We start from the raw sequence: 22,248 nt of genomic DNA on the forward strand, positions 1-22,248 counted from the left end.
GCAGCCCTTTCCCGTGGCCCTGCCTCCTGGACATCCAGGCCAGCCAACCAGCGGGGAATCTGGCCTTCTCCCTGCCCGTGGCATGGCGACCCTGTGCATTGGCTTTTGAGGCCTAGTCGGGGCTGCAGGAACATGCACTCTCCACCCGCTGCAGCACGGGAAGCCGTCAAGGTTGGCCAGAGGCCTCATCCGGGCATTTGGGGATGCCAGTGCCTGCTGCAGGTTGACGACCTCCACAACCCAATCTCGGGGCGGGGCTGTATACGCTATCCCTACGGGATGGGGTGGCACTCGCCCCCCCCCCTGCTTAGGCGGCAAGCAGAATGTCCGCAGAGCGTCCAGGTGTGAGTCATACAGCGCTTTTAGCGGCTCCCAGATAGGGGGGGACCCTCTGCCAGCATTGCGGCTCTCTGTGAGTCCCACATGCGGCCCAAGGCAGTCTGCAGCTTCTGAAGACCTTGTAGGCCAGTCAACAGCACGGAGGCCACGGTCCGGTCTGTAGAAGGCTTCTCTGGGCCGTAGTACATCCCGTAGACCAAATCGTGCCTGTTGACCGCAACCGCATGGGGCTGATAGCCCTTATTTTGCTGATGCAGATGGCCACGGCGGTGCCTGTAACGGGCCTAGAACCCGGTCAACACCGGATTCAGGACTGCCCCCGGGCACCATTACCCAAGTCTAAGCCATTGTGCCGCATCAGCTTTTGCAACGTGCAGAGCGAGGCGTAGTCGTCAGCCGGAGACATGCTGCTCCAGCCGTCTAAGGTGCAATTCTATCCAGCCACTTTCTGAGAACCTCCAGCGGGTACCCTTTACCGTATCCCTGACCGACCCCATCCGTGTGCCATCCGCCAATCTGGTCAGCAACATCCGCTGGGCATTCTACCGCACGGAGCCGGTCTCGCATGGAGTGGCGGAACCCGTGCATAGTAGCCCCCTTCGGCACGTAGGCCTTTAGCCACTTGTTCAGGGCGGCGCTGGCCGAATTGGCGCTGGTCTTGTCTGAGGTATTGTAGCGGGGAAAGGCGAATTTGTTTCCATCCTGCTGGGTGTGGATGCGCCGGGCAGCCCACTCTGCCGAACCAGCCAGCGGAACAACCCTGCTGCTGCTGTCAGTCTTCAGGCTTCTCCACGGGTGCGGGGTAATCTTGGCCGCCCATCTGCCATTTTCCTGCTGGAATATGTCTTCACGCAGCAGACCTGCAGCCTCTGCTAACCGCATGCCGGTGTCGGCAACCAGTGCCACTAGCCAGCGCATTTCATCGTCCATCTGGTAGCACTGCAGTTGCACGGCACGCACAACATCTACTGGGATGGGGCTGCGGACGGCCACGCCTGCACTCCGATCATAATAGACATTGGCGAATGGGGAGGAAATGGAAAGCCCTTCCTCTGCCACGGCAAAGTTGAACACGGCGCGGACGGTGCCAAAGATCCGGGTAATGCTGCTCCCGGCAAGCCCTTTCTTGATCAGCTCATCCCGGAAGGCATTGGCGTCTGCCTTGGTGTAGTCCGGCAGAGGTTTATCTCCGCAGACGTCGATTACATAGCCGCAGGAGCGGTGTGCAGCCCGGTGGAAGGTCTCCGGCCTGCCAAGTCCTTTCAGGCGCAGGTATGTCAACACAGCCTCAGAGAGAGTCAGAGCATCAGTGTTGACATCTTGCCCGTCTCCCGGCGTCGGCACGGGACGGGAGAGGCCATGGCGCAGAAGATGCTTGCCTGGAAGGTCCGCGTCCTGGGTCCGCAGGTGGTACCAGTATTCGTCCAGCTTGAAGGCGGCACTGGCCGCTCTAGCCAAGGCTACAGGACGCGATCTGGTTCTCAAGGAATAGGAGATCCTGGGGGAGGAATAGTGCTTCCGAAGATCCGCCGGGACACGCCGGGTGAAGTAGAAGATGCCCTCTTTCACGAAGACATGCTGAGAAGATTTGTACTCCAAAATGTACTACGCCTCGCTCTGCACGTTGCAAAAGCTGATGCGGCACAATGGCTTAGACTTGGGTAATGGTGCCCGGGGGCGGAATCGAACCACCGACACGAGGATTTTCAATCCACTGCTCTACCCCTGAGCTACCCGGGCACGGGAAGGCTGATCGCCTTGGGTGGGGGCCTTCTATGCCGAGCGCGCGGCGGTGTCCAGAGGGTTTTGCAAAAGAAAATCACTAATGCCGGGTTTGGGACGTTTTTTCTCCCATCTGCAGCGCCCGCCGCGTTTCTTCCGAAGCGTTTTCAATATCTTCCGGGTCCAGGCTGGGCACCGCATAGGCGCCGTTCAGCCATTTCCCGAGGTCAATATCAGCACAGCGTTTGGAACAGAAAGGCCGGTGTGTCTTTTGCGCTTCCCCGCCGCAGATCGGGCAACTCATCTAAGCACCTCCCGCAGGGCGATACGGCTGCGCTTACGCTGCAATTCGTAGTGGCCAAGATTGGTCCAGCCGACCAGCACCGTCTCCTCAGACTCAGACCGGACTGCAGCCCGCAACGCGGTTTCAAAGCCGCGGCGGTCTTTCTTCGGCATCGGTGCAAGGTCAAGTACAATCTGTCCGCCCAATCCGCGCACACGCAAGACCCTGGGCAATGCTTTGGCTGCGGCCATGTTAGCTTTAACACCGGCCGCCAGCGAGGTGTCGGTTCCTGAATTCACATCCACCGCCACCAGCGCACGGGTCGACTCGACAAACAGGAAGCCGCCGCCTGGCAGCGGTTCGCGGATGCCCAGAGCAACGTCCAGTGCGTCCAGCACCCCCAGTCGCTCAAACCCGCCGGGGTCGCGTTCTACATCCGCAGGCTCTACCCAGTCGCGCCAGGCCAGGAGATGCGGCATGTCGCCTTCGGCCAGCACCTCAGTTGCGGAACCTTCGTCCTGCATCACCTGCGCGGCCAGCGCGGCCATTGCAGCGACGTCTTCGGCGATCTCTTCGCCGTCCGTACCGGCGCAGGCCGATCGCAGGATCAGACCATATCCGGTTTCACCCATTTCCTCATGAGCAATTTCCAACAGGCGGTCGCGCTCGTCTTCATCACGGATGCTGCGCGAAATGTTCAGGCCCGGCGCCTCAGGAGTCACAATAGCGTAACGGCTTTTGAACAGCAGTTTCTGGGTAACCGGGATCGCTTTGCCCGGCTCGGCAACACCGGAAACCTGCACCAGGAGCATTTGCCCGGGTGCAAGCCCCTTGACCTGACGCAGGAAGGCAGGCCCGTCAGGGGTAGTCAGGAACATGCCCCCCTGCCCCTTCACCGGCCGGTCGGCGCGGGCGCGGTAGATGGTGCCAGGCGACGGCGTGTCGCTGTCGATCAGGAAATCCTCCAGTTTGCCATCTACCATCAGCGCAGCGGCTTCACGGTCCTGGATGTGGTCGAGAATGATAGTGCGGCCCTTCATGCGGCAGCCTCCTGATACAGCGGCAGCCCGGCGGCGCGCAGCAGATTTGCGGTTTCAGACAACGGCAGCCCGACAATGCCGGTGAAGGAGCCGCTGATCCACGGAATAAAGGCGCCTGCGGGGCCTTGGATAGCATAGGCGCCGGCCTTGCCCTCCCAGTCGCCGGTGGCGAGATAGGCGTTCAGTTCTTCGTCAGAGAGATTCTTCATCTTCACCTGGCTGACCACATCCTTTTCCCAGACCCGGTCCCCGCGCCGCACCGCGACCGCAGTTATCACCCGGTGGCGGCGGCCGGAGAGGGCGAGCAGGAATTCCGCCGCCTCGCCTGCATCGCGCGGCTTGCCCAGGATGCGGCGGCCCAGGGCAACTGTGGTGTCGGCGCACAGAACAACATCCTCTGTCCCCGCGGGGACAGCCTGGTTTTTTTCCCGTGTCACCCGCGCGCAATAGGCCCGCGGCAGCTCATTCTTGAGCGGGGTTTCATCAATCTCCGGCGGGCGCACCTCGTCCGGATGCACGCCGAGCTGCGCCAGAAGCTGCAGCCGCCGCGGACTGCCGGATCCCAAAATGAATGCCATGCCGTGGCCCTCTTGTCCGTTTGCGCCCGTCATAGGGTGAATTTCAGCGTTGGAAAAGCGCGTCTGCACCTTCCTCCTGTCAGAAATATCTCCGCCGGAGGCAGCGGCTGAATGGCCGCAAAAACAAAAGCCCGGCAGAATGCCGGGCCTTGATATTTCTTCCAGATCAACAGCTTATTTGAAGCGATAGTTGATCCGGCCCTTGGTCAGGTCATAGGGGGTCATTTCCACCTGGACCTTGTCGCCTGCCAGAACACGGATGCGGTTCTTGCGCATCTTGCCTGCCGTATGCGCGATGATCTCATGGCCGTTCTCAAGCTCGACCCGAAACGTCGCGTTAGGCAGGAGTTCCTTCACGACACCGGGAAATTCGAGCGTATCTTCCTTGGCCATGTTGTCTCCATCATTGGGTTACCCCGCAAACTGCGGGACGTGCGCCTAAATGGGGGCATTTTTCCAATATTTCAAGGGCTCAATCAGGAAAGAGCAGCCTTTGTGACCGATTTTACCCGCGGCATTTGCTCTTCCCAATGCAGCCGGTTCAGCACCCCGCCGTCGGCCCGCACATGGGCGATGGCCTTCAGGTTGGCCTCGCCGTAGGTCCAGCCCGGCTGGCTCAGTGTGCCTTCGGCCAGAACGCCAGTTCCGGGGAAGCCCTTGTCCGGCGGGCCGAAAATGCCGCCTGTGCCTGTGTTCATGTCCACTGCTTCGGACCATTCGTTGGCCCCGACGATGGAGGCCATGGCAGTCACACATTGGTTTTCCAGCGCCCGCGACATAGCGCCGATGCGCACCCGCCAGTAGCCAGCTAGCGCCTCGGTGCAGGAGGGGACGAGAATCACATCCGTTTCCGCCAGCGCGCGGCCCAAGAGCGGGAACTCGCTGTCATAGCAGATCAGCACCCCGATTCTGCCCAGCGCGGTGTCGAAGATCTTGAGAGGGCCGCCGCCCATGATGCCCCAGTCCTCGCGTTCAAACCGGGTCATGATCTGCTTGTCCTGATGGTCCCGCTTGCCTGCGGGCGTGTAAAGCTCAGCCCGGTTCACCGGCCTGTCCAGCCCGCTGTTCACCGGCGCGGAGGCGCCCAGTATATGCACCCCATGTTCGGCGGCCAGTTTCAGGTGCAGCGCGGCAGCGTCCTCCATCTTCTCCGACACGGAATGGATCGACTGCTCCAGATCTCCAGCCACCGCCGCGCCATCCAGCGTTGACAGCTCCATCGCGCCGTATTCCGGGAATACCAGCAAATCGGCACCATTCCCGGCAGCCTCTGCCACCCAGGAGGCCAGCTTGTCCTCATACTGCGCCCAGCTGTCGAGCCAGTCGAGCGGATAGGCGGCGGTGGCGATTATCATGCGGCGTCTCCGGCGGTCGGCAGCCGCATCCCGGTGCGGTCCTTCGCCAGCATTGCCCTGTAAAGACACCCGGCGCAAGGCGATGCGGCAAACAGATTGCGGATGCCGCCGGGCCAGGCCCCAGAGCCAGGTCGAAAAGGATGCGCATTTTTGCAACGGAAACAGCCGCGTCCTGCGTTCCATCTTGGTGTTGCGCGGCTATTTGGCCATTCTCAGGCGCAGACACTCATTTTATTAAATTGACAAAGGACCACTCCCTTGGCGACCAAGCTTGATGACAAGAACCTGAAAGGCGTTATTGCCGATATTCCCAAAAAAGGTTTCCGCACCAAATTCTGGCGCGATTACCGCGCCGGCGCCTGCAAAGGCAGTGGCGTGGGCAAATACATGGATTTGCTGGAAAAACTGGGGGTACCGCCGTCGGGTGATCCGTCCAAGGCGGATCTGGACCAAATGCCGGAGATTGTTCAGGCGTTCAGCATGCTGGCCAACGCGATGCTCAAGGCGCGCGGCAAATGCGGCAAGCTGCAGTCGCACAGCCGGGAGCTGTGCCTGGCCTATGCCAAGCAGATCGAAAAGCGCGAAGATGCGGCGGCTGAGCTGGCCCGCAATGCGGACAAGATCAAGCAAAAGCAGATGGCGCAGCAGCTGAAGGTCGAAAAGGCCAACGAGGAAACCGACAAGCATCTGGAGAAGCTCAAGAAGGAACATGACCAGAAGAACAAGCTGGTTTTGAAGGAACTGAAGGATCTTCACACCCGCGCCTGCAAGATCGAAGGCGCCTGCAACGACATCATCAAGGATGTGAAGCAGGCGGAAAAGGACATGGAGACCGTCCGCAAGGCCTGGAAGGCCCAGTACAATAAGGAAGGCGTCAACCGCGAGGATATCGAGGGTAAAGCAGATGCGGCTCTGCGGGCGCTGATCAAGAAGAACAAGATCGCTCTTCACGCCAAGAACATCAAGGAAACCCTGCCAAAGATCCTGAAGGAGGCCACCAGCCTGCTGAAGCAATACGCCAAGCAGTCCGGCATAGAGAAGGAGCGGATGGCAACCGGCAAGGCGCTGGTCGCGGCGCAGAACAGCTTCAAGTCCGCTCAGGACGATGTGCGCTTCTTCCTGGCCCAGCACAAGCAGGCCCTGGACGAGCTGCAGAAAGCGCGCCCCGAAGGCGTCTGAGCCTCAGGTTTCAGGCGCCCCGCAAGGGCGCCTGTTTCCTCTACAGGTCCCGGATCCAGAACTGCAGAGGTTTGCTTGTTTCCGCGGCCTGATCCACGTCCTTCCAGGAAAAATGTGCGATGGCGCCCTCCAGCGGGGCATAGCCGCGTTTGCGCCAGAACGGATCCAGCGGCGCGTAGTCCGCCGGCCGCAGCGGGTGGTCTGCCGGGCGCTGCACGCCGCAAAAGGCGGTCTTGCTGAACCCATGCTTGCGGGCATGCGCCTCACGCGCGTCAAAGAAGCCGTGGCCGACGCCATAGCCGCGGCACTCCGGCAGCAGCACGGATTCGGCGCAGTAGAAGACCCCGTTCAGGTCAATACCAGTGCATTCAAATGCCGCCGAAAAGTCATCTGCGTGTTCCGCCAGCGGCGCGCCGGTGGAGGCGCCCACCAGGGTATCGCCGTCAAAGGCGCCAACCACCACGGCGCGGGTGCTGTCGCGGTAGTTTTTCAGGTACTCGCGCTCATACGCCAGGTCGCCGTCGTACAGGTACGGCCAGGCGCGGAACACCTTGATCCGCAGGCGCGCCACATCGTCCAGCGCGGCCTCCAGCGCCGCGCCGGTCATCGCCTCAACCCGGATCGTCATCCGGCGGAAACCTGGGCGATCCAGTCCGCAAGGTTGTAATAGGTGGTGACGCGGGAAATCTTGCCGTCTTTCAGCTCAAAGAACGAGCCGCCTGGCAGCCGGTAGGTCTGGCCCTTGGCTTCCGGCAGGCCTTCGTCGGTCACAAGATAGGTGCCATTCACAATGAACTCCGCCGCCGCGCGGGTGCCGTCGTTGTTGGAAAAGATCACCATGTCGGTCAGCTCTTCCTTGTAGCTGCGGCTCATATGGGTGCAGAACTCAGCGAATTTCTCTTTGCCTACGCGGATTTTGCCCTCGTTGACGTGATGGGCAATCTGGTTGTCCAGGCAGTCCAGCATGGTGTCCGTGTCGCCGGCGTTGAAGGCCGCAAAGTAGCGCGCGATGGTATCGGTCATGTTCTCTCCGTCGGTTCACCCCAGCGGTTCTTCAGATGCTGGATGATTTGATCCCGTGTTTGACGGTAAACGTCTAGCTTGGCTTGGCGCGTCTCGCCGAGCCCGGTAGGGTCCATAATCGGCCAATATTCGACATCGAGGTGAAAAAAACGGGTCAATTCCAGCGCCCGGCGTTGGCTGGCCGGCGACAGGGCCACCACCAGATCAAAGGACGACAGGTCATCCCCCCAACGCTCCATCTCGTCAAAGGAGCGCGACCGATGGCGCGACAGCTCGACATCAATCTCCTGACAGACCGCAATCGAGAAGCCGTCGATCTCCATGTCGTTTTTGACACCGGCGGACTGCACATAGGTGCCGGTGCCATAGAATTTTTTCATGATGCCCTCCGCCATCGGAGAGCGGACCGAATTGTGGTCGCAACAGAACAGAATGGACTGCGGCAGTTCCTCCACCCGTCAGCCTCCGAAATGCAAGACGCAGATCAAGGTGAACAGGCGCCGGGCGGTATCAGTGTCGACTTCCGCTTTACCTTCCAGCCGTTCCTGCAGAACCCGGCTGCCTTCGTTGTGAATCCCGCGCCGCGCCATATCAATGGTCTCGATCTGGCTGGGTGGCATGGTTTTCACCGCACTGAAGTAGCTTTCGCAAATCTGGTAATAGTCTTTGACCACCTGGCGGAACGGCGACAGCGACAGGTGAAACTCTGCTGCTTTCTCGCCTGCTTCCGTATTGATATCAAAGACCAGCCGCTTGTCACGGATCGCCAGTCCCAAATGGTAGGGGCCGGCAGGCTGGTTATACCCTTCGCGAGGCGGCAAGGCGAAACTGTTGTCTTCGATCAGATCATAGATCGCAACTTTCCGCTCCTGCTCAATCTCAGGCGTCGGAGGCGGCAGGTTGCGGTCGTCAAGTTCGATATGGCTGATGCGGCTCATGGGTCTTTGTCTCTAATATGCGCTGAGGCGTCCGGCCATGAGTATCGCACCGGCGTGCCTGGGGCAATGCAGCAGCGGGCGTCAATGATATGCCGGTTTGCGGCAGTTCTTGACAGACCGCGCCTGCACGCCCAGCCTGCCCGGAGCGGGAGGCAGAATGATGACAGGGCTTGATCGGTTTTCCCTCAAAGGCCAGCGCGGGCTGGTAACCGGTTCCACGGGCGGGCTTGGTTTTGCCGCTGCCCGTTTGCTGTCCGAAGCCGGGGCTGAGGTTTGGGTGAACGGACGCAGTAAAGAGAGGGTGGCAGAGGCCTTGAAACGGATGCCTGGAAAGGCCCGGCCGCTGGTGCTGGATGTGGCTGATGAGGGATCTGCAACCGCGGCATTTGAGAGCATCGCTGATGAAGGCGGTCTCGACATTCTGGTCAATAACGTGGGTCAGCGAGACCGGCGCGGCCTGGCGGAATTCACGCGCTCCGATTTGCAAGCCTTGTGGGATGTTGATCTGATCGCCCCGTTCCGCCTTGCCCAATTGGCCGCCGCCCAAATGGCGCCAAAGGAGTATGGCCGCATCATCAACATTTCCTCAATTGCCGGCCTCATCGCGCAATCCGGCGACGCGGCCTATACAACAGCCAAAGCCGGCATCAATGGCATGACCAAGGCACTGGCGGCGGAGCTTGGCCCCAAAGGCATCACAGTGAATGCTATTGCCCCGGGTTTCTTCAAAACCACCCCCAACATGGCCGCGGCCGCCGATCCGGAAATTGCAGCGAAACTAAAAAATGCCACTTCGCTTGGCCGCTGGGGCGAACCAGAGGAACTGGCCCCGGCCATCCTCTTCCTCGCCTCGCCCGCCGCCTCATACATCACCGGGCAGGTGCTGGCCGTGGATGGCGGGTATACTTCCCACTATTGAACCGTCAGCTGCTTCTTTCTGGTTCAAAATACTCCGGGGTGAATGCGCGCGCCGCGCGCAGAGGGGCAGCGCCCCTCAATTCCTCAACCGTTCAATGCATCCAGCCGTGCGGTGACAGACAGGCCGTGTGCCTCCAGGCTTTCGCTGCGAGCCAAAGTTTCTGCCGCCGGGCCAATTGCCCGCAGTGCGTCTGGTGTCATCTGGCTGAGGGTCGTGCGCTTGAGGAAGTCCAGAACAGACAATCCGGAGGAAAACCGGGCCGAGCGCGCAGTGGGCAGAACGTGGTTCGGGCCGCCGACATAGTCGCCGATGGCTTCGGGCGTGTATTGACCCAGGAAGATGGCGCCTGCGTGGATGGTTTTTTCGCTCAAGGCCACCGGATCGGCGACACACAACTCCAGATGTTCCGGTGCAATACGGTTGGACAGCGCTGCCGCCTCATCCAGGCCCCGCACGGTAATCACCGCACCATAGTCCCGCCAGGAGGGACCAGCAATTGCGCGGCGTTCCAGCGTTTCCAGGCGCTTGTCCACCGCGGTCGCCACAGCCAGGCCAAATCCTTCGTCATCGGTGATCAAAATTGACTGGGCGCTTTCGTCATGTTCGGCTTGGCTCATCAGATCCAGCGCGATCCAGTCGGGATTGTTGTCCTTATCCGCAATCACCAGAATTTCAGACGGTCCGGCGATCATGTCAATACCGACCTTGCCGAAGACCCGCCGTTTGGCGGCTGCAACAAAGGCATTGCCGGGGCCGGTGATCTTATCCACCGGGGCGATCGTTTCAGTGCCATAGGCCAGCGCCGCCACCGCCTGCGCCCCGCCGACCCGGTAGATTTCATCCACTCCTGCAATCTCTGCTGCCAGCAGCACCAACGGGTTGATCTGCCCGTCCGGGGTTGGAACCGTGACCGCCAGCCGCTGAACACCTGCAACCTTGGCCGGAATTGCGTTCATCAGTACCGAAGAGGGATAAGAGGCCAGCCCCCCCGGCACGTACAGACCAGCCGCCGAGACCGCCGACCAGCGCCAGCCCAGCGTTGCCCCGGCCTCGTCAGTCCACTGTGCATCTTCCGGCATCTGGCGCATGTGATAGGCACGGATGCGTTCGGCCGCCAGTTCCAGCGCGTGACGCTCTTCTGCAGAAACCGTGGCGATGGCTGCCTCCACCTCTGCATCGGTAATCCGCAGTTGCGCAGGCTCCAGCTTCATCCGGTCAAATTTCGCTGTCAGCTCCACCAGTGCTGTATCACCGCGGGCACGCACGTCAGCGATGATCCCCGCCACGACAGCGTCCACATCCGGGCTATCCTCGCGCTTGGCGCCCAGCAGAGCGGCGAAGGATTGTTCGAAATCGGAATCGGCGGTGTTCAGAAACTGCGGCATCGGGATCTCCTTTGGCCCTCGCATAGCTTTATGCCGGAGCGGCCTCAAGAACTATGGCGCAGGGCGGTGCAATTGGACGCAAGGAAGGGGCGCTGCCCCTATTGAGCCATATGGCCAATTCACCCCGGAGTATTCAGGACCGGAAAAAAGTCAGTCCCTGTCAGAGAAGGGATTTTCGCATCGGGATGCATGGTGTGCCGCAGCCCTCCTGAGGGGCATCATCGCTTTGCCAGCCCCTGGTCCGATAAAACCCCTGCGCTGTGCGGGTCGCGTTCAGCCGTCCTTCGCTATGGCCAGCCCCGCACAGCTCCATCTCAAGATGCCTCAGCATAACAGACCCGGAACCTTGCCCAACTGCGCCTGGAAAAACATAGAGCAAGGAGATCAGTCCCTCAGGGGCCAAACCCCCGACCGCTTCGGGTCCGCCGCCCCGTTCTGCCAGCCAGTAGCGGCCGGGTCCATCTATCCAATTGCGAATCTGCGCAGGCGACTTGTTTGCAGTCCAATCGGCTATCTTTCCGGCGTCGCCGCCGTGATCCGCCTGGCACAGATCGCGGATCGACGCGATGAGCACCTGGCTGATGGCGAATACATCAAAGACAGTGGCTGGGCGGATCACCAGTTCCGCTGCAGGACGGGCAAATGCCTGGGAAATGCCGCGCTTGTTCTGCACGGGTCACGCGCCATGATCCGGTGCGTGACCCGACGGTGCAAGATAAGGCCGGGTGACATCCCGCAGGGACACCTCCAGCGCCTCGACTGCCAAGCGCACCGCGCCGTCGCCGGCCAAGGTCAGCAATACGTTGCCGGCACCGTCCTCATCCGGCTCGAAAACAACCGAGAGCAGCGACAGAACCAGATCTTTGTCCTTGCGGTCCACGCCCTGCGACGCAACAGCCAGCACATTGTCCACCACCAGCAGCGACTGCACCCGCTCAAAAGCCCGGCCACGGCGTTCCGCAGCCTCGCGGTCTTCCCAGCGGAAGCGGTTCACCAGCAGTGCAAAGCGGCGCTCCGAGGCGCGCCAGCTCATTTCAGTGACCGGAAACACCGCATCCTGCACCAGCGAGGACAGGATCTTGAGATCCTCTGCCTCCAGCGCGCCCAGATTCAGAGCCGCCTCGCGGCCGTCTTCGAAGCTTGCATCCGCCATTACTCTTCCCTGATCCGTTCGATTTTGGCCCCGACGCCGGACAGTTTGCGCACCACATGCTCATAGCCGCGATCGAGGTGGTAGACCCGGCTTACCTTGGTTTCACCTTCCGCCGCCATGCCAGCAAGAATCAGCGAAACCGAGGCGCGCAAGTCGGTTGCCATCACCGGAGCGCCTTTCAGCGTTTCAACGCCAGTCACAGTTGCATGGCCGCCGTGCACTTCGATCTGTGCCCCCATACGGGTGAGTTCCGGGGCATGCATAAATCGGTTCTCAAAGATCTTTTCTTCCAGAACAGACGTGCCTTCAGCGGTACACATCAGCGCCATCATCTGCGCCTGCAGATCGGTCGGAAAGCCGGGGAACGGTTCGGTGACCACGTCCACAGCCCGGATCCGGCCGTTCTTGCGGCTGACGGTCAGACTGTTCGTGCCCTCGGTGATCTCGACGCCTGCGGCCTCCAGCTTGTCGCAGAAGCTTTCCAGCAGGCTGCGGCGTCCGCCCAGCAATTCTACCTCGCCGCCGCAGATCGCCGGTGCCAGCATATAGGTGCCCAGCTCGATCCGGTCAGTCACCACCTGATGCGTTGCGCCATGCAGCCGGTCGACGCCTTGAATGGTGATGTCCGGGGAACCGTCGCCCTCGATCTGCGCACCCATTTTCCGCAGGCAATCGGCCAGATCGACAATCTCCGGCTCGCGCGCAGCATTCTTGATGACGGTGGTGCCCTTTGCCAGGGTGGCAGCCATCATGATGTTTTCGGTGGCCCCGACCGAAGCAAAGCTCAGCTCAATTACCGCGCCTTTCAGCCCCCTCGGGGCCTTGGCGTGCAGATACCCGTCTTTCAGCTCAATCTCGGCGCCCAGCGCCTCAAGACCATGGATGTGCAGATCCATCGGCCGGGCGCCAATTGCGCAGCCGCCGGGCAGCGACACCACCGCCTGCCCCAGCCGCGCCAGCATCGGACCCAGCACCAGGTTGGAGGCGCGCATTTTCCGCACGATGTCATAATCAGCCACATGGCTGGTCAGGTCATGGCTAGACATAGCCAGCACTTGACCGTCCTGCAGACTGGACACTTCGGCGCCCAATGACTGCAAGAGCAGTGTCATTGTCTTGATATCGCTCAACCGTGGCGCATTGGTCAGCGTCAGCGGTTCCTCGCTCAGGAGCGTCGCAGGCATCAGGGTGAGGCAGGCGTTTTTAGCCCCTGCGATTGGAATCTGCCCGTTCAGCGGGCCGTTACCAGTTACCAGAATCGAATCCATCTGCCCTTACTCTCCGTCTTTGCCCGTATCCTGGTCCGGCTTTTCCGCCCGCGCCTTGGCCTGAGCCTTGCGCCGGGCCATGTTTGCCTTGAGCGCTGCCTTCAGCCGGTCTTCGCGCGATGCCGCTGACCTGTCGTTTTTCGGTGTTTTCTTTTCAGCCATAAGACTTCTGTAACTGAGTGGGAAAAAACCGTCCAGAATGCTCTTGCGCCCCTCAGCGTTTATGCCTAAAAGCCCCCTCACCGGCGCTGCTGTAGCTCAGAGGTAGAGCACTCCCTTGGTAAGGGAGAGGTCGAGAGTTCAATTCTCTCCAGCAGCACCATCTTTCAAAAAATGAATGTTTTCAGAATACTGGACGGATAGTGCCGGTATTTCGGCAACCTGCCCCAGTATGACGAGCGCTGCAAACACGCAAAATTACCGTGTGTACTGGGATTTTCACGACCTAAGCTTCGCAGCCAGCCTGTTCTGCCACCCCTGAGCATAACTTGGCCTAGTGCAGCAGATATCGAAGCCTGCACATGAGATTCGCTGCCATCCCAAGACCCAGCAGAAGGGCGGCACGGCTCGGTGATTCGAAACCAACTCGTAAGGCCACAGATAAAAATGGATCTGCTTTTTTACTGCATCTGACCTGCCAAATGCAGCAAATCAGGGATTTTGGCACATAATTTAACGCTGCGGCAATGAATCCCATCAAGTGTTTTGCCATCAGGCGCCACCCAACTGGCACCATTCACGGCTGCTCCCAGGCTGCCGGCAGACACAAATGTTGATGGGAACTACGCTGCAATGACTCGACTGTTCAAATTCTGGGCGAATATGCCATTGGGCCGCAAACTGCCGCTGTCTATCGCCGCCCCCACGATACTTCTGACCCTCGCCTCTGGCATTTTCTTTGCTTGGGAAGCTGGGCAAGCATTGAAGGCTAACCGGGAAGCCGCCTATGCGACGCTGCTGGAAGAGCGTAAGGAAGCACTGGAAAACTGGGTAGCCGATCTGCGCTCTCAGACCCGGACACTGGTTGCCAGTAAAGCAGTTGAAACGGCATTGCGGGATTTTTCCAACGGTTTCTATTCTCTGGGTGATGATCCCAGCGGGCATCTGCGCGCCGCCTATGCAGACGGCAACCCCAATCCTGCAGGTGAACGCTACAAACTGCTCGATGCCAAAGACAAATCCGCCTGGTCTATCCGCCACAAGATGAACCACACTGGATTTGTCACCTTTCTGGAAGAACAGGGGTTTCTGGACGCCTACCTTTTGGATGTGCAGGGCAACATGGTCTATGCGGTGCAAAAGAACGATGATTTTGCGCTGAATTATTTGGATGGGCCATATCAGGACAGCGGGTTAGGCGTGGCATTCCGCGCTGCGCTGGAACTGGAGCGCGGCCAAGTGTTCTTGTCGGAAATGGCTGCCTACGAAGCCGATGACGGCCGCCCGGCAATGTTCATCTCTGCTCCAATCCTGAAGAAAGGCGCAATGATGGGGGCGCTGGTGCTGCGCGTCCCGGTTGAAGACATTTCCGAGCTTCTGTCCCACTCCAGCCTGCTGGGGGAAACCGGCCAGGCCTACCTGGTGCGCGGCGATGGCGTGGCATTGACTGCTTCAAACCGCGGCGGCGGGCATCAGGCATTGTCGGATCTGCCCGGTTTGACACAGATTACGGCGGCACTTGGCGGCGGGAAAAGCAGTTTTTCCGGAACTCCGGGTCTGGCGGGCCAACCAGTCGAGGCCATGGCTGCAGGCGTCGCCCTCGAAGACCGGACGTGGGGCATTGTCCTGGAAGTTGACAGCGCCGAGGCGCTGGCGGCCCAAAACAGCCTGTCCAACGCCGCCATGCTGCAGGCCGTTGGCGTGGCACTGGCTGTGGCACTACTGTCCTGGGTGGCAGCCCGCAGCATTGCCCGCAAGGTTTCGGCCCTGTCCGACAGTGTCGAACACATCGCAGCCAAGGATTACAATCACCCTGTCGCGGGTCATGGCACCGGCGATGAGTTCGGCAATATTGCCGGTATCCTCGAAGGTTTCAAAACTGACTTGCAAAATGCCCGGACGGCAGAAGAGGAACGGGCTGAATTGCAACGCCAGCAGGATCTCGTGGTTGGTGAACTGCGCAACGGCCTGAAGCATCTGGCAAACGGGGACTTTTCGAACCCGATAACAGAACCCTTCCCCGAAGCTTATAAAGGCCTGCGCCTCGACTTCAACCAGACAACTGACACATTGAACAATACGGTGCGCGAAGTGGTGGAAGCCACCACCAGCATCCGCAACGGCACCTCGGAAATCAGCCAGGCCTCAGACGACCTGTCGCAGCGCACCGAAAGCCAAGCCGCTACGCTGGAACAAACCGCTGCTGCACTGGATCAGATGACCGCCAGCGTCAAGGCTGCTGCCGATGGCGCACGCCGGGTCGAAACCGCCATGAATGAGGCCCGGGACGAAGCCGAGGCCAGCGGTGAAGTGGTGCGAAACGCGGTATCTGCGATGAACGGGATCGAAGCATCCGCTTCCCATATTTCACAAATCATCGGAGTGATCGACGATATCGCCTTTCAGACAAACCTGCTGGCGCTGAATGCAGGCGTCGAGGCGGCGCGCGCAGGCGATGCCGGGCGCGGCTTTGCAGTTGTTGCCTCCGAAGTGCGGGCACTGGCACAGCGATCCTCGGATGCGGCCATGGAAATCAAGGCGCTGATCTCCAATTCCGGTGACCAAGTGGCAAAGGGTGTGGATCTGGTCGACAAAGCCGGCGAGGCGCTGACCAGCATTGTCTCCCAGGTCACTCATATCTCGGGTCTTGTCTCGGGGATTGCCGAGGGAGCAGCAGAACAATCCACTGGCATTGGTGAAATCAACACCGGCGTCATGCAACTGGACCAGGTGACCCAGCAGAACGCCGCAATGGTGGAGCAGATGACAGCAGCAGGCCAGTTGCTGAACGGCGACGCCTCCAAGCTGGCCGGGCTGGTGGACAATTTCAATGTCGGAATTGACACACCTTCACCCCGCCAGGTGCCGGAACCAGTCCACCCATCCGCTCATGGCTCTGGCTGGGATGATTTGCCAGAGACGCATTCCGCCATTCCGGCCACGGACGGCTCGGCCGCATTGGCAAAATGGCAGGACTTCTGATCCTGACTGGAGCGGGGCACATTGAGGCAAAGACAACAGCCTAAGCTGCAAAACCCGTTTTGCAATGGCCCGCTGCGGCCGCCGCGATGGCGGCCGCAGCACCGCTCAGCCTGCACCGGTGTTGTGAAAACCTAATTTTCAGACTTTAAGAGGACATTGGGGCTGAACCGAACACTTGGCATACATTCAGGACACGGATGCCAGCGGTGTTTCGCGCAAATGCAAAGGTAGCAAGATGGCCGTGCCTAAAATTCCTGCACGCTGGCTGCGCGCTTTCAGCAACCGGACTTACCTGCCTGCCCTGCTTGCCTTGGCGGTAGTCTGTGCCGCAGGATTTTATGCTGAGCAGCAAAACGCCACAATCCACCACCAGTCCGAACGCGCCAGGGTCCAGCAAGAAGCAGGGATGCTCAAGTCCCGGCTGGAAGGTCAGGTCAATGGCGACTATCAGCGGCTGCGCGGGCTGGCCGCGATGCTGGCCACCGAACCGGACATGGAGCAGGCACGGTTCAGCCGGATAGCTGCGCAGGTGCTCGAGGGAAAGACCACCATCCGGCACATCGCTGCGGCCCCCGGCTTAGTGGTTTCGCTGGTCTACCCAGTGAAAGGGAACGAACCCGTCATCGGACTGGACTACAATCAGAATGCCGCGCAGCGCGCAGCGGCGCACCGGGTGCGCGATAGCGGTGACATGGTGCTGGCCGGACCGGTAAACTTGGTACAGGGCGGCTCCGGGTTTATCTACCGGCTGCCTATTTTCACCGGGTCAGGGACTGACCGGCAATTCTGGGGCATTCTCTCAGCGGTGGTCGCCACTGGCACTCTTTATACAGAGACCGGGATCAACGGAAACAAGGGCGGCCTGGAAATAGCGCTAACTGGCCAAGACGGGACAGGCCCCTCTGGCCGCCAGTTTTTCGGCGTGCCGGACATGCTGACCGGAGATCCCGTTCTGCTGGACATAAACCTGCCAGTTGGCTCCTGGAAACTGGCCGCCCGCCCCCAAGGCGGCTGGCAAAGCGTTCCTGGCAACCTGTGGAAGCTGAGACTGGGTCTGCTGGCGGCGGCAGCACTGGTCGTTTTCCCGACGTTTCTGGCCGGCAGGCTGTCTGCTGCTCGGCAAACCGTGATCGGCAAGCTGCGGCGCAGGGAAGCCGAACTTGAGGCAGTCTCGCGGCGGTTGGAAATTGCGGTCAAAACATCCAGGGTCGGCATTTGGGAATGCGACTCGGAGAACCAGAAAGTGAGCTGGGACAGCCGCATGCATGAGCTTTACGGCGTTCCCGTGGAACAGGGGCCGCTGGAGGGGGCGGAGTGGATGGCCATGCTGCACCCCGGCGACCGGGTCCGGGCGGCCAAGGCACTGCAGTCAGCTGAGCGGAACAAGACACACTTTGCCTCGGACTTCCGGATTGTTCTGGAAGATGGCACCTTCAAGCATATCCGGGCGCTGGCCAGCCCGTTTACTGATGCGCAAGGCCGCGACTGGATGATCGGCGTCAACTGGAATGTGTCGGAAGATGTCCATCTGCGCGAAGAACTGATCCGTGCGAATCAGACTCTGTCCGAGCGGAACAGCGAACTGAAACACGGCAAACGCGCACTGGAAGACGCCCATGCCGAATTGCAAAAACAACAGGCGGAACTGCACCGTCTGTCGCTGGTCGCAAAACACGCGTCCGACAGTATCATCCTGACCGATGCAGAGCGGCAGATCCTTTGGGTCAACGAGGCCTTCACCCGCGTCACAGGCTATGCCGCCAGCGAGGCGATTGGCCGGACACCTTCAGAATTGCTGGACGGCCCGGATACCGATCTTGGCGTGATCCGGGAAATGAACCGCCACAAAGACCTTGGCATCCGCTATCATAACGAAGTGCTCACCTATACCAAATCAGGGGAAGAAGCCTGGTTCGATACCAATATCGTCCCGGTGACCGGCGAAGATGGCACAGTCGACCTGATTATCGGCATTGAGCGCGACATCACCCATAGCAAACTGCGTGAACGGGAACTGGCAGAGGCCAAGGTTGCCGCTGAACAGGCCGATCGGGCCAAATCGGAGTTCCTGGCCAACATGAGCCACGAAATCCGCACTCCGATGAACGGCATCATCGGCATGGCCGACCTGCTGGCAGAGGCCGAGCTTCCGCCGGATGAACAGCAGAATGTGGAAACCATCCGCAGCTCGGCACAAGCACTGCTGAAGATCATCAATGACATTCTCGACCTGTCGCGGCTGGAGGCAGGGAAATTCTCCATAGTCGAGGAGGATTTCAATCTGCGTGACTGCATTGCCAGTGCGGCGGGGCTGTTCCGCCCGAAAGCGCTGGCAAAAGGTTTGTCGCTGCAGGTCTCCTACGCTGACGGACTGGCGGAACGGCTGCATGGCGATGACGGGCGCTTGCGGCAGATTCTGGTCAATCTGATCGGCAATGCTGTCAAGTTCACGCCGCAAGGCAGAATTGACGTCCGCGTCTCGCATGCCGACGGAAACCCATGCCGCCTTGTCGCTGAAGTTGAGGACAGCGGGATCGGAATTTCCGAATCTCAAGCGCGCCATATCTTTGACCGCTTCACCCAAGCAGACGCGGCGACGACAAAGGCGTTTGGCGGAACCGGGTTGGGGCTTACTATTTCCAGCATGCTGGCCAAGCGGATGGGTGGCAGCATTTCGGTAAAATCGGATCCCGGCCAAGGCTCTTGCTTCCGGCTGGAGCTGCAGATGGCGCCAGCCAAGCAAGCGCGCCCCCCGGCCGCGGAGATTTCGCTGGACACAGCACCTCAGATCAGACCTTGCAAAGTTCTGCTGGCTGAAGACAACCAAACCAACAGGCTGCTGATCCGCAAATTCCTTCGCGGCCAGCCGGTTGAGCTGGCTGAAGCCGGCAATGGCCGAGCGGCAGTTAACATGTTCAAGGAACAGCAGCCGGATATTATCCTGATGGATATGTCGATGCCCGAGCTGGACGGCATTGCGGCCACCCGGGAGATCCGCAACCTGCCCATGCCCCAGCCAATAATCATTGCCCTTACGGCAAACGCGTTTTCCAGCGACCGGCAAGCTTGCCTGGATGCGGGCATGGATCACTTCTTGGCCAAGCCGGTCAAAAAGGCAGTTCTGCTGCACACCTTGGCATCATTTCTGACAGATACTGCCTCCCTTGAACTGCAGTCCAGGGCAAGTGCCTGAAGTCTCACCCCAATCCCATTGATTGCTCCAGCGCATCAAGCCGCACAGGATCTAGACAGCCATTCCGATCAGGGCCACACCGCAGGCCATCAATACCGCAGAACCAAGCCGCCGCATCCAGTATCCTTCTTTGAGGAAGAAAAAACCGATCAACGCGGCAAAGATCACAGAAGTTTCCCGCAGCGCGGACACCGCGCCCAGCGGGGCAAAGTTCTTGGCATAAAGCACCAGCCCGTAAGCCGTCATAGATACCAGCCCTCCGGCAATCCCCAGGATCCATGTTCGCTTGGGCAAAGCCGCCAGCGTGCGGCGCTTGCGCACTGCTATGAACATGGCAATGAAAATGTGCAGAAATGCCCCCCAGGCCCAGTAGCTGAGTGTGTTTCCGGACAAACGCACGCCGATACCATCGACCAATGAATAAATCGAAATGCAAAAACCGGTCCCCGCAGCAAAGCCGAGGGCCGCGCGCCCGACACCCGAGCGCAGCGCCTTCCAGCTGCTGAGCTGGATGCCAAGGGCAATCACCGCAATGCCTCCCCAGGCCTGCAACGGCAAAACCTCGCCGGCAAAGATCATCGCCCATATGCCGACCAACGCCGGCACGATACCCCTGGCAATCGGGTATACGACGCTGAGATCACCGTGCTGATAGGCGCGGCCAAGCATGTAGTAGTACCCGAAATGAACTACCGTTGAGAGCAGGATATAGACAAAGCTTTCAGCAGAAGGCAGCGGCAGAACTGTGATCATCACGGCACTGGGGATCACTTGGCCAAAGGCAACCAGCCCGAGTGTGGTGGTGCGGTCTGCAGCCGTCTTCACGATGGCGTTCCACACAGCATGCAACAGCGCTGCCGACAAGATGATAGCGATGATAAAAAAGGTCATGTTCCGGACAGGTCTTTAGGCAGGCGGCTGGGTTTCAAGCGTCACTCGGCGTCTTCCGGCAGCATTTCATTTATCAGCCGGGTCTCCAGCAGCTGGCCATTCTGGTACAGAACCGGATAGGCTACCGCCGCAATGTGGCTGTTGAACTCACGTAAGGCACGCAGCGTTTCCAAATGGATGTCGGACGTGTCAAAGCTTTCCCGGGCACCATTCTGCAACCGTTTCAGGTGACGTTTCCGGCTGTCGTGCTCCATCCGCTTCAATTCGGTTTTTTCCAAGCTCAACAGCCGCGCACTTTCCAAGTCATCAGAGATCAGCACATTGGAGGCCAGCTGCATATTGGCCAGGATTGCCTCATGCATCCGGGTGATCTCCATCCAGCCGTCCCGGGAAAAGCTCAGATTCCTTTTGTTCAAATCCCCCGCCAGGACTGTCAGACGACGGGCCACCACATCGCCGGCGGTTTCCAGGCGGATCGCATATTCCATCAGGCCGCGGGCTGTCTTCAACTGCTCTTTTTCAAAGCCGTCCTCGGGGATCGCAGCGACATATTTCCGGATACCAGAGAGACAAGCGTTGACCTCATCATCCATCGACTGAACGGTCTTGATCTGCTCTTTGCCGCCTGATTGGTACAGTTCCAGTACCGGTCGGAACATGGCATTGACCTGGTCCGACATCCGCAGCAGTTCACGCTTAAGGTTCGAAACAGACACGGCTGCTGAACCATAGCTGCCCTGCTCCAGCGCACTGACAGGCCGCCCCGGATGGTTCATCTCTGTCTGCGCTGGTTTGGGGAACAGCCGGGTAAAGATATCTCCCAACGGCGCGCAAACCGGCAGCGCGAGCACCAGCAGTGACGCATTGAAGGCCAGATGCGCATTGACCAGCATCTGGCCGCCCTGCGGATCCCCCAACACCCCTTGGCGCAGCGCCAGATTGGCGCCGAACAGGCAGATCACTGCCCAGGTGCCGCGCAAAGCCAGGTTGGCATATGGGATGCGGCGTGCCCGCAAGTCCATTCCGCGGCTCAGCCAGACGGGAATGAAGGCAGAACCGAAATTCGCCCCCAGTACCAGTGAAAGACCGGCAGCAAAGGGTATCGCCCCGATTTGCACCAGCGTCACGCACATCAGGATAGCGGCAACTGACGAATGCATCACAAAAGCCAGCGCGCCACCGACCAGAAACGCCGTGATGTAATCCCGCGCCAAATAGCCCGCAACCGCCGGCAGAAAGGCGCTGTCGCGGATCGGGTCCATCGCTTCGCGCAGAAATCGCAACGAAATCAGGATGAAGGCGACCCCCATCAAGATCCTGCCAAGCTGCCGCGCCTTCTTGGCCTCCGTCTTGACGAACAGATACCCGCCGGCAGCCAGCAACACCGGCACCAGCCAATCGAGATCAAAGGAGAGGATTTGAATGATCAGCGCCGAACCCAGATCGCCGCCCAGCACGATAGCCAGCCCAGTGGGAAAGGCCAGATAGCCGCTGGCCGCAAACCCGGAGGTGAGCAGCGCCACGGCAGCCGAACTTTGTAGTACGATCGCCAGCATCAGCCCCATCAGGCCCGCCTGCAGATGGCTTTGCCGTCCGGTCAACAGCCGCTGGAACGAGGCGCCATAGCTGCGTTCGATCCCGGTGCGCACCATCCGCACCGCATAAAGAAGCAGCATCGTGGCTCCCGCCAGACTGATCAAGAAAGTCAAAATTGCCATGTCAGTTCCTGCTTGCAGCCTGTAGCGGGGCTGTATCTGTCACAGTTGCAGCCAATGCAACCTTACCCCGTTCTTGAGGCAGCTGCTGCGGGCATTTCCAGCGGCCGCCCATCAAGCGGGCTG

General features: G+C 60.0%; 21 protein-coding genes and 2 tRNA genes. 5 read left to right on the top strand and 18 right to left on the bottom strand.

Annotated elements, in window-relative coordinates; all coding sequences use genetic code 11:
- Nucleotides 1-759: 759 nt before the first annotated feature.
- From AQUI_RS0105495 to AQUI_RS0105525, 7 genes are all read right to left on the bottom strand, one after another.
- Entirely contained in the window at nucleotides 760-1,908 is a 1,149-nt protein-coding gene (locus AQUI_RS0105495; protein WP_245596865.1) for a DUF6538 domain-containing protein, read from the bottom strand.
- Between the two features lie 96 nt (nucleotides 1,909-2,004).
- Nucleotides 2,005-2,079 (bottom strand) — tRNA-Phe (locus AQUI_RS0105500).
- Nucleotides 2,080-2,161: 82 nt separating this feature from the next.
- Nucleotides 2,162-2,365, bottom strand: coding sequence for a DNA gyrase inhibitor YacG (locus tag AQUI_RS0105505; protein WP_027256602.1), 204 nt, complete (start codon nucleotides 2,363-2,365; stop codon nucleotides 2,162-2,164).
- Nucleotides 2,362-3,384, bottom strand: a complete 1,023-nt coding sequence (locus tag AQUI_RS0105510; RefSeq protein WP_027256603.1) for a ribonuclease E/G — start codon at nucleotides 3,382-3,384, stop codon at nucleotides 2,362-2,364. Before AQUI_RS0105510 ends, AQUI_RS0105505 begins: the two co-directional genes overlap by 4 nt.
- Nucleotides 3,381-3,962 carry a Maf family protein gene (locus tag AQUI_RS0105515; protein WP_027256604.1) on the bottom strand — a complete coding sequence of 194 codons (582 nt, stop codon included), beginning with the start codon at nucleotides 3,960-3,962 and terminating at the stop codon, nucleotides 3,381-3,383. The genes AQUI_RS0105510 and AQUI_RS0105515 overlap by 4 nt, the downstream gene beginning before the upstream one ends.
- Nucleotides 3,963-4,136: 174 nt before the next feature.
- Nucleotides 4,137-4,355, bottom strand: a complete 219-nt coding sequence (gene infA / locus AQUI_RS0105520; protein WP_005978431.1) for a translation initiation factor IF-1 — start codon at nucleotides 4,353-4,355, stop codon at nucleotides 4,137-4,139.
- Nucleotides 4,356-4,438: 83 nt separating this feature from the next.
- Complete coding sequence (locus AQUI_RS0105525) at nucleotides 4,439-5,317, bottom strand: carbon-nitrogen hydrolase family protein (protein WP_027256605.1); 879 nt, start codon at nucleotides 5,315-5,317, stop codon at nucleotides 4,439-4,441.
- A gap of 258 nt (nucleotides 5,318-5,575) precedes the next feature.
- On the opposite strand from AQUI_RS0105525, the gene AQUI_RS0105530 reads away from it, so the two are divergent.
- Entirely contained in the window at nucleotides 5,576-6,496 is a 921-nt protein-coding gene (locus tag AQUI_RS0105530) for a hypothetical protein (protein ID WP_027256606.1), read from the top strand.
- Nucleotides 6,497-6,536: 40 nt separating this feature from the next.
- Here the strand turns inward: AQUI_RS0105530 and AQUI_RS0105535 are convergent, their stop codons facing one another.
- Genes AQUI_RS0105535 through AQUI_RS0105550 form a run of 4 tightly spaced genes read right to left on the bottom strand, consistent with a single transcriptional unit; the run spans nucleotide 6,537 to nucleotide 8,457 of the window.
- Complete coding sequence (locus AQUI_RS0105535) at nucleotides 6,537-7,124, bottom strand: GNAT family N-acetyltransferase (RefSeq protein ID WP_027256607.1); 588 nt, start codon at nucleotides 7,122-7,124, stop codon at nucleotides 6,537-6,539.
- On the bottom strand, nucleotides 7,121-7,519 hold the full coding sequence (locus AQUI_RS0105540) for a ketosteroid isomerase-related protein (RefSeq protein WP_027256608.1): 399 nt from the start codon (nucleotides 7,517-7,519) through the stop codon (nucleotides 7,121-7,123). Before AQUI_RS0105540 ends, AQUI_RS0105535 begins: the two co-directional genes overlap by 4 nt.
- Nucleotides 7,516-7,974, bottom strand: coding sequence for an arsenate-mycothiol transferase ArsC (locus tag AQUI_RS0105545; RefSeq protein ID WP_027256609.1), 459 nt, complete (start codon nucleotides 7,972-7,974; stop codon nucleotides 7,516-7,518). The genes AQUI_RS0105540 and AQUI_RS0105545 overlap by 4 nt, the downstream gene beginning before the upstream one ends.
- A 3-nt stretch (nucleotides 7,975-7,977) precedes the next feature.
- A complete protein-coding gene (locus tag AQUI_RS0105550) occupies nucleotides 7,978-8,457 on the bottom strand; it encodes a UPF0262 family protein (protein ID WP_027256610.1) in 480 nt (159 codons plus the stop codon).
- Between the two features lie 160 nt (nucleotides 8,458-8,617).
- Between AQUI_RS0105550 and AQUI_RS0105555 the strand changes: the two genes are divergently transcribed.
- Nucleotides 8,618-9,376 (top strand): SDR family oxidoreductase, encoded by a 759-nt coding sequence (locus tag AQUI_RS0105555; RefSeq protein ID WP_027256611.1) that lies wholly within the window; start codon nucleotides 8,618-8,620, stop codon nucleotides 9,374-9,376.
- Nucleotides 9,377-9,459: 83 nt separating this feature from the next.
- Here AQUI_RS0105555 and hisD read toward each other — a convergent pair whose 3' ends face one another.
- The 5 genes from hisD to AQUI_RS31175 form a co-directional block, all read right to left on the bottom strand.
- Complete coding sequence (gene hisD / locus AQUI_RS0105560; RefSeq protein WP_027256612.1) at nucleotides 9,460-10,761, bottom strand: histidinol dehydrogenase; 1,302 nt, start codon at nucleotides 10,759-10,761, stop codon at nucleotides 9,460-9,462.
- Between the two features lie 160 nt (nucleotides 10,762-10,921).
- Nucleotides 10,922-11,434 (bottom strand): GNAT family N-acetyltransferase, encoded by a 513-nt coding sequence (locus tag AQUI_RS0105565; protein ID WP_027256613.1) that lies wholly within the window; start codon nucleotides 11,432-11,434, stop codon nucleotides 10,922-10,924.
- Between the two features lie 3 nt (nucleotides 11,435-11,437).
- Nucleotides 11,438-11,914, bottom strand: coding sequence for a DUF2948 family protein (locus tag AQUI_RS0105570; RefSeq protein WP_027256614.1), 477 nt, complete (start codon nucleotides 11,912-11,914; stop codon nucleotides 11,438-11,440).
- Nucleotides 11,914-13,182: a UDP-N-acetylglucosamine 1-carboxyvinyltransferase gene (gene murA, locus AQUI_RS0105575; RefSeq protein WP_027256615.1), complete on the bottom strand. Its 1,269-nt coding sequence runs from the start codon at nucleotides 13,180-13,182 to the stop codon at nucleotides 11,914-11,916. The genes AQUI_RS0105570 and murA overlap by 1 nt, the downstream gene beginning before the upstream one ends.
- Nucleotides 13,183-13,188: 6 nt before the next feature.
- A complete protein-coding gene (locus AQUI_RS31175) occupies nucleotides 13,189-13,344 on the bottom strand; it encodes a hypothetical protein (protein WP_169730776.1) in 156 nt (51 codons plus the stop codon).
- An 85-nt stretch (nucleotides 13,345-13,429) separates the two neighbouring features.
- Here AQUI_RS31175 and AQUI_RS0105585 point away from each other — a divergent pair.
- The 3 genes from AQUI_RS0105585 (at nucleotide 13,430) to AQUI_RS0105595 (ending at nucleotide 19,516) form a co-directional block, all read left to right on the top strand.
- Nucleotides 13,430-13,504, top strand: a tRNA-Thr gene (locus tag AQUI_RS0105585).
- 470 nt (nucleotides 13,505-13,974) lie between these two features.
- Entirely contained in the window at nucleotides 13,975-16,323 is a 2,349-nt protein-coding gene (locus AQUI_RS0105590) for a methyl-accepting chemotaxis protein (RefSeq protein ID WP_027256616.1), read from the top strand.
- A 235-nt stretch (nucleotides 16,324-16,558) separates the two neighbouring features.
- Nucleotides 16,559-19,516: an ATP-binding protein gene (locus AQUI_RS0105595; protein ID WP_027256617.1), complete on the top strand. Its 2,958-nt coding sequence runs from the start codon at nucleotides 16,559-16,561 to the stop codon at nucleotides 19,514-19,516.
- 51 nt (nucleotides 19,517-19,567) lie between these two features.
- On the opposite strand, the gene AQUI_RS0105600 is transcribed toward AQUI_RS0105595, so the two are convergent.
- Together AQUI_RS0105600 and AQUI_RS0105605 are read right to left on the bottom strand one after the other, a co-directional pair.
- Entirely contained in the window at nucleotides 19,568-20,407 is an 840-nt protein-coding gene (locus AQUI_RS0105600; RefSeq protein WP_027256618.1) for a DMT family transporter, read from the bottom strand.
- Nucleotides 20,408-20,448: 41 nt separating this feature from the next.
- The gene (locus AQUI_RS0105605; protein ID WP_027256619.1) at nucleotides 20,449-22,125 is read right to left on the bottom strand and encodes a Na/Pi cotransporter family protein; all 1,677 of its coding nucleotides are present in this window, start codon (nucleotides 22,123-22,125) and stop codon (nucleotides 20,449-20,451) included.
- Between the last annotated feature and the right edge of the window lie 123 nt (nucleotides 22,126-22,248).

Source organism: Leisingera aquimarina DSM 24565, assembly GCF_000473165.1.
In the GTDB taxonomy this organism is placed as follows: domain Bacteria; phylum Pseudomonadota; class Alphaproteobacteria; order Rhodobacterales; family Rhodobacteraceae; genus Leisingera; species Leisingera aquimarina.

Coding starts and splice junctions, on each gene's coding strand:
- AQUI_RS0105505 (WP_027256602.1), bottom strand. CDS start 2,365: ATGAGTTGCCCGATCTGCGGCGGGGAAGCGCAAAAGACACACCGGCCT.
- murA (WP_027256615.1), bottom strand. CDS start 13,182: ATGGATTCGATTCTGGTAACTGGTAACGGCCCGCTGAACGGGCAGATT.
- AQUI_RS0105555 (WP_027256611.1), top strand. CDS start 8,618: ATGACAGGGCTTGATCGGTTTTCCCTCAAAGGCCAGCGCGGGCTGGTA.
- AQUI_RS0105525 (WP_027256605.1), bottom strand. CDS start 5,317: ATGATAATCGCCACCGCCGCCTATCCGCTCGACTGGCTCGACAGCTGG.
- AQUI_RS0105595 (WP_027256617.1), top strand. CDS start 16,559: ATGGCCGTGCCTAAAATTCCTGCACGCTGGCTGCGCGCTTTCAGCAAC.
- AQUI_RS0105540 (WP_027256608.1), bottom strand. CDS start 7,519: ATGACCGATACCATCGCGCGCTACTTTGCGGCCTTCAACGCCGGCGAC.
- AQUI_RS0105570 (WP_027256614.1), bottom strand. CDS start 11,914: ATGGCGGATGCAAGCTTCGAAGACGGCCGCGAGGCGGCTCTGAATCTG.
- AQUI_RS0105550 (WP_027256610.1), bottom strand. CDS start 8,457: ATGAGCCGCATCAGCCATATCGAACTTGACGACCGCAACCTGCCGCCT.
- infA (WP_005978431.1), bottom strand. CDS start 4,355: ATGGCCAAGGAAGATACGCTCGAATTTCCCGGTGTCGTGAAGGAACTC.
- AQUI_RS0105535 (WP_027256607.1), bottom strand. CDS start 7,124: ATGACGATCCGGGTTGAGGCGATGACCGGCGCGGCGCTGGAGGCCGCG.
- AQUI_RS0105600 (WP_027256618.1), bottom strand. CDS start 20,407: ATGACCTTTTTTATCATCGCTATCATCTTGTCGGCAGCGCTGTTGCAT.
- AQUI_RS0105510 (WP_027256603.1), bottom strand. CDS start 3,384: ATGAAGGGCCGCACTATCATTCTCGACCACATCCAGGACCGTGAAGCC.
- AQUI_RS0105605 (WP_027256619.1), bottom strand. CDS start 22,125: ATGGCAATTTTGACTTTCTTGATCAGTCTGGCGGGAGCCACGATGCTG.
- AQUI_RS0105515 (WP_027256604.1), bottom strand. CDS start 3,962: ATGGCATTCATTTTGGGATCCGGCAGTCCGCGGCGGCTGCAGCTTCTG.
- hisD (WP_027256612.1), bottom strand. CDS start 10,761: ATGCCGCAGTTTCTGAACACCGCCGATTCCGATTTCGAACAATCCTTC.
- AQUI_RS31175 (WP_169730776.1), bottom strand. CDS start 13,344: ATGGCTGAAAAGAAAACACCGAAAAACGACAGGTCAGCGGCATCGCGC.
- AQUI_RS0105590 (WP_027256616.1), top strand. CDS start 13,975: ATGACTCGACTGTTCAAATTCTGGGCGAATATGCCATTGGGCCGCAAA.